We start from the raw sequence: 12,971 nt of genomic DNA on the forward strand, positions 1-12,971 counted from the left end.
CATCTCAGGCTCCCAGGGGTCGCAGCATCGAACGGCTGATGATGTGGCGCTGGATCTCCGACGTGCCGTCCCAGATCCGCTCGATGCGGGCGTCGCGCCAGATCCGCTCGAGGGGCAGCTCGTCCATCAGGCCCATGCCGCCGTGGATCTGGATGGCCTCGTCGGCCACCATCTGCAGCATCTCGGTGGCCTTGAGCTTGGCCATCGCGATGTCGGCGTCGGTGGCGGTGCCCTGGTCGTACTTCCACGCGGTGAAGAGGGTCAGCTGCTCGGCCGCGCGCAGCTCGGTCGCCATGTCGGCGAGCTTGAACCCGACGCCCTGGAAGCGGCCGATGGGCTGGCCGAACTGGTGGCGGCTCGCGGCGTGGGCCGTCGAGAGCTCCAGCGCGCGCTCGGCGCGGCCGAGGCACGCGGCCGCGACCTGGAGCCGGGTCGAGCCCAGCCACGTCCCGGCGAGCTCGAAGCCCTTGCCCTCCTCGCCGAGGAGCGCGTTGGCGGGCACCCACGCGCCGTCGAAGTCGAGGATCGAGTTGTGGTAGCCGCGGTGCGAGACGTTGCGGTAGCCGTCGTGCACCGCGACGCCGGGGGTGTCGAGGTCGACCAGGAACGTCGACATCTCGTGGCGACCGCGGTCGTCGGTGCCGGTGACGGCCACCAGGATCACGAAGTCGGCCTCGTCGGCGTGGCTGATGAAGTGCTTGGTGCCGTTGATGCGCCAGCCCTCGCCGTCGCGGGTCGCGCGGCACCGCATGCCTCGCATGTCGGAGCCCGCCTCGGGCTCCGTCATCGCCAGGCAGTCGACGCGCTCGCCGCGCACGCAGGGCAGGAGGTAGCGCTCCTTCTGGGCCTCGGTGCCGGCGAGCAGGATGTTCGACGGCCGGGCGACCCCGGTGTAGTGCAGGGCGTAGCTCGCCTTGCCGAGCTCCTTCTCGTAGAGCACCCACGTGACGGTGTCGAGGCCGGCGCCGCCGACCTCCTCGGGCATGTTGGCGGCATAGAGCCCCGCGGCGATCGCCTTCGCCCGGATCTGCGCGACGAGCTCGGGTCGTACGACGCCGGTGCGCTCGACCTCCTCCTCGTGCGGATACAGCTCGCGCTCGACGAAGGCGCGGGTCACCTCGACGATGCTGCGCTGCTCGTCGGTCAGGCCGAAGTCCATGTCTGCTCCTCCTTCGTCGAGCGCGTGCCGGCGAGCACTGCCGTCGCCGTCGAGCGGCCGGTGCGGACGGCGCCCTCCATGTAGCCCGCGACCCACTGGTCGGAGCCGCAGACGTAGAACGGCGGCTCGTGGGTGCCGTGCAGGGGACCGACCGCGACCACGTCGCCGGGACGCCAGTTGGTGACGTAGCCCTGGGTCCAGGGGTCGGTGCCCCACAGCCGTGTCCACGTCTGCTGCGGCGTCGTCGCCTCGGGCCCGAAGAGCTCGGCGACCTGGGCGAGCGCCTCGCGCGTGCGGGTGTCGGGGTCGGAGGCCGCGAACGCGGCGTAGCGCTCCGGTGGCACGAGGGCCGACAGGACGCCGTGCTGCTGCGGCCAGGTCGACCCGAGCACGCCCTCGCTCTCCGACAGGCCGTTCTGGCCGCGCTCGCGCCAGAACGGCTCGTCGTAGGCCGCGACGAACTTGGCCGCCAGTGCGTGCCGCTGCCGGCGCAGCGACGTCAGGCGGGCATCGCTCACGCCGTCGATCTCGAGGTCGCGCGCCGGGCCCGCGGGGACGGCGAGGACCACGGCGTCCGCGCGCAGCACCTCGTCGTCGTACGTCGTCAGGGTGGCGCCGCGCGTGCTGACGCTGATCCGGCGGACGGGGGTCGACAGCCGCAGGTCGCGCAGGCCGGCGGCCATGGTGAGCGCGACGGTGGCCGAGCCCTCGGCGACGCGCAGGTTCTCCCACTGCTCGACGTCGTAGCTGCCGGTCGTGCCGCCGACGACGGTCTTGCGCGCATAGGCGAACAGGCTCTGCCGCTCGATCGACCCGTCGGCGAGGCTCAGGTGGACGAGCTCGAAGAGGCGGAGCACGTTCGGCGTCGCGCCGACCTCACGCAGCCAGTCGCCCAGGCTGAGCCGGTCGAGCCGCGCCAGGTCCGGGCACGCCCACGGATCGGCCGGATCGATGGTGGCCAGGACGCGGGCGAGCGCCGCCTCCACCGCGTCGTACGACGCCCTGTCCGCGTCGGTGCACCACGACGGCCACGCTCCGACGTCCACCGACCCGGGCACCTGGCGGGTGATCTCGCCGGGCTCCGCGACGTAGGACGCCGTGAGCGTCAGCCCGAGCTCGTCGACGAGCCCGAGGTAGCTGGTGTGGGCGTTGCCGACCACCTCGCCGCCGAGCTGGACGCGGCGGCCGTCGGGCAGCTCGACCTGCTCCACGCGACCGCCCGCGCGCGGCCGGGCCTCCAGGACGGTCACCGTCGCGCCGCCCGCCTCGAGGTCGCGGGCACACGACAACCCGGCCAGGCCGGCGCCGACGACGACCACGTCGGGGCTCACCTGAGCACCACCGTGTGCTCGGGCAGCCAGCCCACCTCGACCCGGTCGCCGGCGGCCCACCGGTCCTCGGCGCGCATCCGGGGGAGGTTCTGCTCGAGCACGGTGAGGGTGAGGTCGGGCGCGATCGAGACCGTGTAGTGCGTGGTGGCGCCGTGGTAGCTGGTCGCCACGATCGTGCCGGGCACGCGGTACATCTCGGGGCCGAGGTCGGTGAGCCAGATCTTCTCGGGTCGCACGGTCACGCTGACGGCGTCGCCCTGGGCGGAGCCCTGGTGGCCGGGGGCCGGGACCGCGATGGTCGGGCAGACCTGGACGCATCCATCGGACCAGGTGCCGCTCATCAGGTTGCTGGTGCCGATGAAGCCGGCGGCGAAGACCGACGTCGGGTGCTCGTAGACGTCCTCGGGTGTGCCGCACTGCTCGATGACGCCGTTGTTCATGATGGCCACGCGGTCGCTCATGCTGAGCGCCTCGTCCTGGTCGTGGGTGACGAAGAGGAAGGTGATGCCGACCTCGCGCTGGATCGCCTTCAGCTCGGCCTGCATCGCGTGACGCAGCTTGAGGTCGAGCGCGGCCAGTGGCTCGTCGAGCAGCAGCACCTTGGGCTCGTTGATCAGCGCCCGCGCCAGCGCGACGCGCTGCCGCTGACCGCCGGAGAGCCGGCTGGGTCGCTCCGCGGCCCGGTCCCCGAGCTCGACCAGCTCGAGCATCCGGGCCACGCGCGCATCGATCGTGCGGCGGTCGATGCCCTTGCGACGCAGGCCGAAGCCGACGTTGCGGCGCACGTCGAGGTGCTCGAAGAGCGCATAGCTCTGGAACACCGTGTTGACGTCGCGCTGGTGCGGGGGAGTGGCGGTGACGTCGTCGCCGCCGACCAGGATGGTGCCCGACGTGGGGTCGCTGAAGCCGGCGATCATCCGCAGGGTGGTGGTCTTGCCGCAGCCCGACGGCCCGAGCAGGGAGAAGAACTCGCCGCTCGCGATGTCGAGGTCGAGGTGGTCCACGACGGTCGAGCCGCCGAAGACCTTGGTGAGGCCGCGGAGCGAGACCGACGGCGTCGCGGGAGGTGTGGTCATCGGTGGCCTCCGGTGATCAGGTCCAGGCTGGACGAGCCGCGGCCGAAGAGCCGCGGGAGGGTCAGGGCGGCCACGATCAGGAGCGCCGACGCGAGCAGCATCAGCGTGCCGATGGCGTTGATCGCGGGGGAGACGCCGAAGCGGATCGAGGAGTAGACGCGGACCGGCAGCGGCTGCGGGTCGACCCCGGTCGTGAAGAACGCGAGCACGAAGTCGTCGAAGACCAGGGCGAAGACGAGGAGGGCCGCGCCGAGCAGGGCGGGGACCAGCATCGGGAGGATGACCAGGCGCACGGCCTGGGCGGGCGTGCAGCCGAGGTCGCGGGCGGCCTCCTCGACCTCCAGTGCGATGCCGGCCAGGCGGCCCCGCACGATCACCGTGACGTAGGCGATGGAGAACGTGATCTCGGCCAGGACCACCGTGGTCATCGACAGCTTCATGCCGATGCCGGTGAAGAGCAGCAGCGCGGCGACGCCGGTGACGATCTCGGGCGTGACGAGCGGGAGCAGGGTGATCGCCCCGATGACCCTGCCGCGGCGCGAGCGGACCCGCTCGAGGCCGAGCGCGAGCATCGTCCCGAGCACCACCGAGCCGACCGTCGCGATGCTGGCGATCGTGAGGCTGGCGACGAGGGAGTCGAGCAGCGCGGCGTTGTGGGCCAGGTCGTCGTACCAGCGCAGGCTGAAGCCGGAGAACGACGAGAGCGACTTCTTGTCGTTGAGGCTGAACAGCGCGACCGCGAGGATCGGCAGGTAGAGCCAGGCGAAGAAGACGGCCGTGATCACCACTGCCAGCAGCGGCTTCCGCTCGAGCCGGCGACGGCGGGCCATCAGCGCTCACCGCCCCGGGTCGAGGTGGCGCGGAGATAGGCGACCATCAGGACCGTCAGCGCGACCATCATGCCGACGGTCAGCGCAGAGCCCAGCGGCCAGTTCTGGCCCTCGGCGAACTGCTGCTGCACGAGGTTGCCCATCATGTACGTGTTGGCGCCGCCCAGCAGCTGCGCGCTGACGAAGTCGCCGAGCGCGGGCAGGAACACCAGCAGCGCGCCGCCGTACAACCCGGCCCGCGTCGCGGGCAGCGTCACGCCGACGAACGTGCGGAACGGGCCGTGGTAGAGGTCCCGGCCGGCCTCGATGAGCGAGGTGTCGAGCCGCTCGAGCGAGGCGTAGACCGGCAGGATCATGAAGACCACGAAGCCGTAGACGAGCCCGCCGATGACGGCCCACGGGGTGTTGAGGAAGGTCACTCCGTCGCTGAGCCCGCTCGCCCGCAGGCCGCTGTTGACGAGGCCGTCGTCGGACAGCAGCGCCTTCCAGGCGTACATCCGCACGAGGTAGCTGGCGAAGAACGGCACGACGATCGCCGCGATCAGCGCGTTCTTGTAGCGGCCGCCGTGGAGGGCGATGGCGTACGCCACGGGGTAGGCGATCAGCGCCGAGATCACGACCGTTGCGAGGGCGTAGAGCAGCGAGCGGACGAGGAGCTCGAGGTAGACCTCGTTCCAGATCGCGCGGTAGTTCGCCGTGCTCAGGGCGAAGGCCGGGTAGCCGTCGTTGGTGGTGCGGCCGAAGGACAGCAGCACGATGATCGCCATGCTGGAGACGAAGAACGTCACCATCCACGCGGTGGGCAGGGCGAGGAGCCAGCCCCACAGCGACGTGCGCTGGGCGGACCGTCGGGTCCCGGTGTCCTCGACGGTCGTCATGATCAGCTCGCCTTGACCGCGGTCCACACCGCGGCGCGGCGCTGGACCTCGTCGGTGCCGAGGAGGCGGAAGACGTTCTCGTTCTCCAGGTCGGAGATCTCGACGTTGCAGGCCGGCACGTCTGCGGCCAGGTCGGCGAACGCCGGGAGCGCGTCCTTCACGGGGAACGGGTAGTAGAGGTACTTCATGTTCTTGATCGCGTTCTCGGGCCGCAGCAGCCAGTCGATGAAGAGCATCGCCGTGCCCGGGTGCCGGGCGTTGGTGGGGATCACGTAGGCGTCGGAATTGATCGGCACGCCCTCGCTCGGCGACTCGAAGTCGAACATCGTCGGGTCGTCGGCCAGGCCCTGCCGGAGGTAGAGGAAGTCGCCGCTCCACATGTGGTGGACCCACGCGTCGCCGGCCATCATGTTGTTGATGTCGTCGGAGGAGTACGCCCGGAGGTACTCCTTCTGGCTGACCAGCAGGTCCTTCATGTCCGCGAGCTCCGACGGCTCGGCGGTGTTCACGTCGTAACCCAGGCTCAGCGCGGCCATCGCGAGCGCCTCGTCCTGGTCGTCGAGGGTGAAGATGCGTCCGCGCGCCTGGTCGTTCCAGAGGTCCTGCCAGCTGTTCGTCATCGTCGACACCTTGTCGGTGCGCCAGCCGACGCCGGTCTTGTAGACCGTGAACGGGACCGAGGCCTGCGAGCCGGGGTCGTACCACGGGTCGTTGAAGTAGGAGCCCGACCAGAAGACCTGATCGGCGTTGGTCAGCTGGGCCGGGTCGATCGCGCGGAGCTTGCCCTCCTGGCGGAGCTTGACGACCCACTTCGCGATCGGGAAGACGATGTCGTACTGGTTGCCGGCGGCGAGCTTGGCGTACATCCCCTCCATCGAGTCGTAATTGGACTCGATCACCTTGACGCCGTACTCCTCCTGGAAGCCCTTGACCACGCTCGGCGCGAGGTAGTCGGCCCAGTTGAAGTAGACGAGGTCGCCGTCGACCTTCGCCTTGGCGGAGGTGGGCAGCTCGACCTTGGTGGGTACGTCGTCGCGGATGTAGGCGCAGCCGGGCAGCGTGGTGACCCCCAGGGCGAGGCCGCCCGCGAGGACGCCGCGCCGGCTGGCGCGCATCACTGCTCGTCCGTGGGCGGGGGAGCGAACGGGGCAGCCTCGGGCAGCGGCTCGTCGAGCCCGACGAGGATGCCCATCGTGGTGGTGAGCGCCGTGCGCGCCTCGGCCAGCCCCAGGTCGCCGGCCAGCACCCGCCCACCGAGGCCGTCGGTCAGCGCCACCGCGGTCTCGGCGAGCTCGCGGACGCCGGTGCGCACGGTGAAGTCGCCGCGCTCCACGCCCTCGCGGAGGATGTCCTCGACGGTGCCGTAGAGCAGCTCGTAGACGTCCTGCCCGACCTTCGCCAGGTGCGGGTCGCGGATGCAGAGCAGGGCGAGCTCCTGCCAGAGCATCCACTCGTGCCGCAGCCGTTCGTCGCTGGGCAGGCAGCGGTCGAGGAAGGACGAGAGCCGGGCCGCCGGGCCCGCGCCGGCACTCGCGACCGCGCGGTCGTTAAGCTCGGTGGACACCCGGTGGGAGTAGGCGAGCACCTCGCCGAACAGCAGCTCCTTGGTGTCGAAGTGGTAGTGGAGCAGGCCCGAGGAGACCCCGGCCTCGCGCGCGATCGCCGCCATCCGGACCTTGGCGAGGCCGTCGCGGACGATGCAGGTCGCTGCCGCGGCGAGGATGCGGGAGCGGGCGTCGGCAGCGGCCTGCTCGCGCTGGTTGAGGCCCTCCCCGGCGTCGGTGCCGGTCGTGGGTCCTGGCGGCATCGGGCTCCCCATTGCTCCGCGGAAAGATTTGACTGTTCAGTCAGTCAGCCGATGCTAGGGTCGCTCGGGTGAGGCGTCAAGGGGCACCGGCCGCGGCGCTCGACGCCCTGTTCTCCCCGCGCAGCGTGGCGATCGTGGGAGCCAGCGACGACACCGCGAAGTGGGGCAACGTGCTCGCGCGGCGCGCCCTCGCGGCCGGCGGCGACCGCGAGGTCCTGCTGGTCAACCGCCGCGGCGGGCAGGTGCTCGGCCGGCCCGCACACGTCTCGGCCGCCGTCGCGGCGAGGGACCACGGCGCCGCGCTCGACCTCGTCGTGCTGTCGGTGCCGGTCGCGGGGTTCGTGGCAGCGGTGCGCGACGCGGTCGACGCCGGTGCCCGCGCGATCGTGGCGATCACGGCCGGCCTGTCGGAGGCCGGGCCCGAGGGTGCCCTGGTCGAGCAGGAGGCGCTGGCGATCGCCCGGGCAGCGGGCGCGCTGCTGGTCGGGCCGAACTGCCTCGGCATCGCGGACACCACGACGTCCCTGCAGCTCGCCCATGCGGTGCTGCCCGACGGGGACGTGGCGGTGCTGAGCCAGAGCGGCAACCTCGTGCTCGACCTGGCCGGGCTGCTGGCCGACCGGGGGCTCGGGGTGTCCCGGTTCGTCTCGCTCGGCAACCAGGCCGACCTCGGGGTCGTGGACTTCATGCGCTCCTGCATCGGGCACGACGGCACCCGTGCGGTGGCGATCTACGCCGAGGACGTCGTGGACGGACCGGCGTTCCTGGCCGCGGCCCGGGCGCTGCGCGAGGCCGGCAAGCCGGTCGTGCTGCTCGCGCCCGGTCGCACCGACGCCGCGGTGCGCGGCGCCGCGTCGCACACCGGGTCGCTGACCACCTCCTCGGCCGTCGTCGACGCGGCCTGCGCCGCCGTCGGGGCGCACCGGGTCGAGCACCCGACGCAGATGGCCGACCTGCTGGCCGCCCTGCGGGCACCGCGTCGCTGCGCGGGGCGCCGGACGGCCATCGTGACCGACGGCGGCGGCCACGGAGCCGTCGCGGCCGACGCCCTCGAGGCAGTGGGTCTGGAGGTCCCCGTGCTGACCGAGCCCACGACCACCGCGCTCGCGGCCGACCTGTGGGATCACTCGACGGTCACCAACCCGGTCGACCTCGCGGGCGCCGGCGAGCAGGACGTCGCCAGCTATGCCCGCGCCGTAGCGGTGCTGCTCGAGTCCCCGGAGGTCGACGGCGTGCTGCTGACCGGCTACTTCGGCGGCTACTCCACCGAGGAGACCGACCTCGCCGGGCCGGAGGTCGCAGCGGCTGAGGCCATGGCGGCGGCCGTCGTGGCGCAGCACAAGCCACTGGTCGTGCAGACCATCTATCCCGACAGTCCCTCGATGCTGGTGCTGCGGGCCGCGGGGATCCCGGTGCACCGCGACGTCGACCGCGCCTGCGCGGTGCTCGCAGGCCTGCGCGAGACGACGGTCCGGCCGCTCGCAGTCCCTCCGGTCGCGGCTGCCGTGACCGAGACGTCGTACGACGCCGCGCGCGAGGTGGTGGCCGCAGCCGGCGTGGCGTTCCCGGTCTCGGTGTCGGTGATCGACCGCGCCGGCCTCGACGCCGCCCTCGCCGCGCCGGGGATGACGTACCCCGTCGTGCTCAAGGCCACCGGACGGCTGCACAAGTCCGACGGCGGGGGTGTCGTGCTGGGGCTGGAGTCGCGCGACGCCGCCCTCGAGTCGTACGACGACCTGGTCGCGCGGCTCGACCCGCCGGCCGTGTCGGTGGAGGCGATGGCCGACGTCGACGGGGGTGTCGAGCTGATCATCGGCAGCGTGCGCGACCCACGGTTCGGCCCCGTCGTGATGGTCGGCCTCGGCGGGGTGTTCACCGAGGTGCTGGACGACACCGCCTGCGCGCTCGCCCCGGCGGACGCGGACATCGCGCGCGAGCTGCTGCTGTCGCTGCGCGGGGCGCCGCTGCTGCGGGGCGCCCGGGGGCGCGCGCCGGTCGACCTCGACGCCCTCGCCGACGCTGTCGTCCGGGTCTCCGTGCTCGCGGCGTCCCACCCGGAGGTCGCCGAGCTCGAGCTCAACCCGGTGCTCGCCGGGCCGAGTGGTGTCCTCGCCCTCGATGCGCGCGTGGTGCTGGTTCAGTCGCCCTCGACGTCGCGCAGGTAGCGCTGGTCGAAGGCGTGGACCCAGCTGTCCTTGGCCGGGAAGACCCCGTGGTCGAAGGCGCGTGAGGTCACCCCGCGCTGCACCCGCTCGCAGGCCTCGTTGTCCTGGCGGGTGACCAGCTCGTTGAAGTCGATCACCGGCTGCGGGTCGAAGCCGGGGTCGTCGAAGGCCTCGGGGCTGAAGAGGTACTCAGTGACCAGGCGGCAGCTCTGCGGACCCGTCGGGAACACCGCCGTCGCCAGGGCCGTGGAGCCGTCGACGTCGAGGAACATCGTCGGGTAGACGGCGGCGCCGAAGTAGGCCGACGGGCCCTCCTGGCCCTTGAGCCCCGGGAGCAGGGGGAGCCGCAGCCGGGGGTCGGCGGCGACGCTGGTGCGGCCGTCGGCGAGGGTGACCCCGCCGTCGTCACGACCGGCCTCGAAGACGCTGCCCTTGCGATAGGCCGGCACGACCGCCATCAGCTCGGGGTGGATCGTGGGGCAGTGCAGGCACTCGTTGTAGTTCTCGAGCACGATCTTCCAGTTGGCCCGGACGTCGACGGTCGAGACGTGCCCGATCCGCAGCTCGGCGAGCCCGACCCGGGCCAGCGCGAGCGGCTCGTCCTGCTGGTCGGCGAGCGACTCGAGCAGCGTCGGCGGCTCCTCGCGCGACAGGTTGACGAAGACGAAGCCTTCCCAGACGTCCACGCGCACCGGCCACAGCGAGGTCGACGGCCGGTCGATCTCGTCCCTCTCGATCATCGGCGTGGTGACCAACGTGCCGTCCAGCGCGTAGCCCCAGGCGTGGTAGGGGCACCGCAGGTGGGTGCGGACCTCTCCCTGCTCGTCGTCGCACAGCTGCGACCCGCGGTGCCGGCAGACGTTGTAGAACCCGCGCAGCTGCTCGTCCTTGCCGCGCACGACGAGGATCGACTCGCCGGCGATCTCGAAGCGCATCCACGAGCCCGGCCGCGGCATCCGCTCGGCCCGTGCGACATAGATCCAGCTCCGGAAGAAGACCTTCTCGCGGTCCCGCTCGTAGTCCTCCGCCGAGTGGTAGGCGGGTCCGGGCAGCGTCGAGCGGATCGGCTCAGGGGGCATACGCTGACTGTACAGTCAGTCAGTTGATCCCGTCGATGTTGGCGGGACAGTCCATGATGTGCGCATGCGACCCCTTCGTCTCGGGATCGCCGTCGTGCTCGTGGGGGTCGGTTCGGCCTGCTCGGTGCTCGGTGGCGACGAAGCCGACCCCGCCTCCGCCGTCGTCGACGACCTCGCCGCGGCCCTCTCGGGCCTCACGCTGGACGACGTACCCCTGACGGACGAGGCCGACCGCGACGCCTTCACCGAGCTGGTGTCGCCGCTCGACGAGGTGCCCGTCGCGGTCGAGGTCGCCGGCGTCGAGGAGCCCGAGGACGCCGACGCGACCGACGCCGAGGCAACCGCCACGCTGGCCTGGCGGTGGGACGTCACCGACACCACGCCGTGGGAGTACGACACCACCGTCGCGCTCACCCGTGCCGAGTCCGGCTGGCAGGTCGACTGGGCTCCCGACGCACTCGTCCCCGACCTCGCCGAGGGCGACACCCTCGGCCTGCGCACCCTCACCCCGATCCGCAGCGACATCTCCGGCGCTGACGGCGAGGTGCTCGTCACCCAGCGCCCGGTGCTGAGATACGGCCTCGACAAGACGAAGGTCGAGGGAGCACAGGTCGCCCGCAACGCCAGGAAGATCGCCCGGATCCTCGACATCGACGTGAAGGCGTACGTCGAGCGCGCGGAGGCGATGGGTCCGGACGCCTTCGTCGAGGCGGTCGTGCTCCGCGAGGACGACGCCCTGGAGGTGCTGCCGGCCTTCCGCAAGGTCCGCGGCGCGCTGGCCGTGCGCGACTCCCTCCCGCTGGCGCCGACGCGGGAGTTCGCCGCCGCCCTGCTCGGTCGCGTCGGCCCGGCCACAGCGGAGATCGTCGAGGGGTCGGAGGGGCGCATCGTCGCCGGCGACGAGGTCGGGCTGTCCGGCCTCCAGGCCCGCTACGACGAGCAGCTGTCCGGCACCCGCGGCACCGCCGTGGTCGCGCGCGACGACGAGGACGAGCTGCGCACCCTCTTCGAGGTGCCCGCCGTCGACGGCACCGACCTCGTCACGACCATCGACCCCGACCTGCAGCAGAAGGCCGAGGACGCGCTCGCCACGCTGGGTGACGACGCTCCCGCGGCCGCGCTCGTCGCGATCCGTCCGTCCGACGGCGCGGTCCTCGCGACCGCCAACGGCGTCGGCGCTGACGGTGCGGACCTCGCCTCGACCGGCCAGTACGCCCCCGGCTCGACCTTCAAGGTGGTCAGCTCGCTGGCCCTCCTGCGCAGCGGGCTCAAGGCCGACTCCCGGGTCTCGTGCCCGGCGACGACCGTCGTGGACGGGCGCTCGTTCAAGAACTACGACGACTACCCGTCCTCCTCGCTCGGCGACATCACCCTCGCCCAGGCCGTGGCCCAGTCCTGCAACACCGCCTTCATCGGCAACGCCGACCGGGTCCGGCCCGGCGACCTCACCGAGGCGGCGCAGGCGCTCGGGCTCGGCACCGACCACGACCTCGGCTTCCCCGTCTACTTCGGGCAGGTGCCGCCGGCCGAGACCGAGACCGGCGCCGCGGCCGACCTGATCGGCCAGGGCACCGTGCTCGCCAGCCCCTTCGCGATGGCGACCGTCGCCGCGTCCGTGTCCGCCGGGCACGCCGTGCTGCCGGTCCTGCTGCCCGCGCACGAGGTGGAGCAGACCCCGCCCGAGCAGCCGCTGACCGCGAAGGAGGCCGGCACGCTGCGCGGCTTCATGCGGGCCGTGGTGACCACCGGGCCGGGGCGCTTCCTCCTCGACGTACCCGGTGAGGTGGGTGCGAAGACGGGCACGGCGGAGTACGGCGAGCCCGACGCGGCCGGCGAGCTGCCCACCCACGCGTGGATGATCGCCACCCGCGGCGACCTCGCCGTCGCGGTGTTCGTGGAGACCGGGGCGTCGGGCTCGCAGACCGCCGGCCCGGTGCTGGAGGCGTTCCTGCGCTGAGCGCGTCTCAGCGGCGGGCGAGGTAGAGGTAGTACCCCTCCGGGCGGTCCTGGAGCAGCACGTCGTGCCGCTGCTCCTCCGCCGACCCGAAGACCTCGCGCATCGCCCAGAGCAGCTCGGGGGCCTCGTTGCCCGACCAGATCACCAGCACCCCGCCGGGGGAGAGCAGGTCGCGGCACCGGTGCAGGAACTGCTCCTCGTAGACCGCCTCGTTGGACTGGTGGACGAGGTAGCCCGGGCCGTTGTCGACGTCGAGCAGGACCAGGTCGTACGTCGAGCGCGCCTCCGCGATGGCCATCGCGATGTCGGCGTTGACGATCGTCGCGCGCTGGTCGGCGAGGATCGACGGGCCGTGCGGGACCGTGCCGCCACGCATCCAGTCGATGAGCGGCTGCTCGATCTCGACGACCACCGCCCGCTCGACCCGCGGGTCGGCGAGCACGCGCTGGAGGGTGAAGCCGAGGCCGAGGCCGCCGATCAGCACGGCGGTCGGCTCGTCGACGAGCTCGAGCGCCTGGGCGGCGAGCTCGATCTCGCTGGTGGTCTCGAGGGTGTCCATCACGAAGACGCCGTTGACCCGGAGCTCGAGGATGTCGGCTCCCGCGGGCGACGGGCGCCTGCGCAGCACGACGTCGCCGCGCTCGGTCTCGGCGCGGGCGATCTCGACGGTCTCGGGACTGTCCACGGCG

At 72.2% G+C, this 12,971-nt stretch carries 11 protein-coding genes; 2 read left to right on the forward strand and 9 right to left on the reverse strand.

The features are described 5' to 3' along the window. Window positions 1-4 precede the first annotated feature (4 nt). From J2X46_RS07575 to J2X46_RS07605, 7 genes are read right to left on the reverse strand one after another with little or no spacing between them, the layout of a single operon-like run. Entirely contained in the window at window positions 5-1,159 is a 1,155-nt protein-coding gene (locus J2X46_RS07575) for an acyl-CoA dehydrogenase family protein (protein WP_310248786.1), read from the reverse strand. Further along, window positions 1,144-2,490, reverse strand: a complete 1,347-nt coding sequence (locus tag J2X46_RS07580) for an NAD(P)/FAD-dependent oxidoreductase (RefSeq protein WP_310248789.1) — start codon at window positions 2,488-2,490, stop codon at window positions 1,144-1,146. The genes J2X46_RS07575 and J2X46_RS07580 overlap by 16 nt, the downstream gene beginning before the upstream one ends. Continuing rightward, a complete protein-coding gene (locus J2X46_RS07585; protein ID WP_310248791.1) occupies window positions 2,487-3,566 on the reverse strand; it encodes an ABC transporter ATP-binding protein in 1,080 nt (359 codons plus the stop codon). The genes J2X46_RS07580 and J2X46_RS07585 overlap by 4 nt, the downstream gene beginning before the upstream one ends. Then, on the reverse strand, window positions 3,563-4,396 hold the full coding sequence (locus tag J2X46_RS07590; protein ID WP_310248793.1) for an ABC transporter permease: 834 nt from the start codon (window positions 4,394-4,396) through the stop codon (window positions 3,563-3,565). The genes J2X46_RS07585 and J2X46_RS07590 overlap by 4 nt, the downstream gene beginning before the upstream one ends. Then, window positions 4,396-5,274, reverse strand: a complete 879-nt coding sequence (locus J2X46_RS07595; protein WP_310248796.1) for an ABC transporter permease — start codon at window positions 5,272-5,274, stop codon at window positions 4,396-4,398. The genes J2X46_RS07590 and J2X46_RS07595 overlap by 1 nt, the downstream gene beginning before the upstream one ends. A 2-nt stretch (window positions 5,275-5,276) precedes the next feature. After that, window positions 5,277-6,389: a spermidine/putrescine ABC transporter substrate-binding protein gene (locus J2X46_RS07600; protein ID WP_310248798.1), complete on the reverse strand. Its 1,113-nt coding sequence runs from the start codon at window positions 6,387-6,389 to the stop codon at window positions 5,277-5,279. Then, window positions 6,389-7,081, reverse strand: a complete 693-nt coding sequence (locus J2X46_RS07605) for a TetR/AcrR family transcriptional regulator (protein ID WP_310248801.1) — start codon at window positions 7,079-7,081, stop codon at window positions 6,389-6,391. Before J2X46_RS07605 ends, J2X46_RS07600 begins: the two co-directional genes overlap by 1 nt. A gap of 68 nt (window positions 7,082-7,149) precedes the next feature. On the opposite strand from J2X46_RS07605, the gene J2X46_RS07610 reads away from it, so the two are divergent. Continuing rightward, on the forward strand, window positions 7,150-9,246 hold the full coding sequence (locus J2X46_RS07610) for an acetate--CoA ligase family protein (protein ID WP_310248803.1): 2,097 nt from the start codon (window positions 7,150-7,152) through the stop codon (window positions 9,244-9,246). Here the strand turns inward: J2X46_RS07610 and J2X46_RS07615 are convergent. Beyond that, the gene (locus J2X46_RS07615; RefSeq protein ID WP_310248805.1) at window positions 9,219-10,325 is read right to left on the reverse strand and encodes an aromatic ring-hydroxylating dioxygenase subunit alpha; all 1,107 of its coding nucleotides are present in this window, start codon (window positions 10,323-10,325) and stop codon (window positions 9,219-9,221) included. The genes J2X46_RS07610 and J2X46_RS07615 overlap by 28 nt on opposite strands. Before the next feature lie 64 nt (window positions 10,326-10,389). Between J2X46_RS07615 and J2X46_RS07620 the strand changes: the two genes are divergently transcribed. Further along, the gene (locus tag J2X46_RS07620; RefSeq protein WP_310248807.1) at window positions 10,390-12,282 is read left to right on the forward strand and encodes a penicillin-binding transpeptidase domain-containing protein; all 1,893 of its coding nucleotides are present in this window, start codon (window positions 10,390-10,392) and stop codon (window positions 12,280-12,282) included. A 7-nt stretch (window positions 12,283-12,289) separates the two neighbouring features. Here J2X46_RS07620 and J2X46_RS07625 read toward each other — a convergent pair whose 3' ends face one another. After that, the gene (locus tag J2X46_RS07625) at window positions 12,290-12,967 is read right to left on the reverse strand and encodes a hypothetical protein (protein WP_310248810.1); all 678 of its coding nucleotides are present in this window, start codon (window positions 12,965-12,967) and stop codon (window positions 12,290-12,292) included. Window positions 12,968-12,971 lie beyond the last annotated feature (4 nt).

Origin of the sequence: Nocardioides sp. BE266 (assembly GCF_031457855.1) — a bacterium.
Lineage (GTDB): Bacteria > Actinomycetota > Actinomycetes > Propionibacteriales > Nocardioidaceae > Nocardioides.